Below are 387 nucleotides of genomic sequence, written 5' to 3'. Positions count from 1 at the left end.
ACGAGTGGGCGCGCTGATGCCAACGTCCGTTCATGCCGCGCGTCGTATGGCAAGCGTCATCGATCCGGCATCCGGATTGCCGGTTCTTGAACTTGGCGCCGGAACCGGCGTCATTACCAAGGCAATCCTGGAAAGAGGCATCAAGCCGCAACAACTGGTTTCGGTCGAGTATTCCAAGGATTTCTATGAGCGCCTGACGCGAGCCTTTCCGGGCGTGGATTTTCGATTGGGCGATGCGTTCGCGTTGGAGGAAGTGCTTGCCGAGCGGCGCGGGGAGCAATTCGACTGTGTGATAAGTGCGGTGCCGCTGTTGAGCTTTCCAATGGAACAGCGTGTCGGCCTGCTTGAGGATTTGCTGCCCCGCATTCCTGCCGGAAGACCTGTGAC

The 387-nt window shown here is 58.9% G+C and carries 1 protein-coding gene; it reads left to right on the top strand.

Features of this window, described 5'->3' with window-relative positions:
• Nucleotides 1-387 (top strand): methyltransferase domain-containing protein (locus EN861_RS34410; RefSeq protein ID WP_135928216.1); only part of this gene is annotated, 387 nt, incomplete at both ends.

Origin of the sequence: Mesorhizobium sp. M8A.F.Ca.ET.218.01.1.1 (genome assembly GCF_004791165.1) — a bacterium.
GTDB lineage: Bacteria > Pseudomonadota > Alphaproteobacteria > Rhizobiales > Rhizobiaceae > Mesorhizobium.
This window is presented reverse-complemented; position numbering and strand designations above follow the sequence as displayed.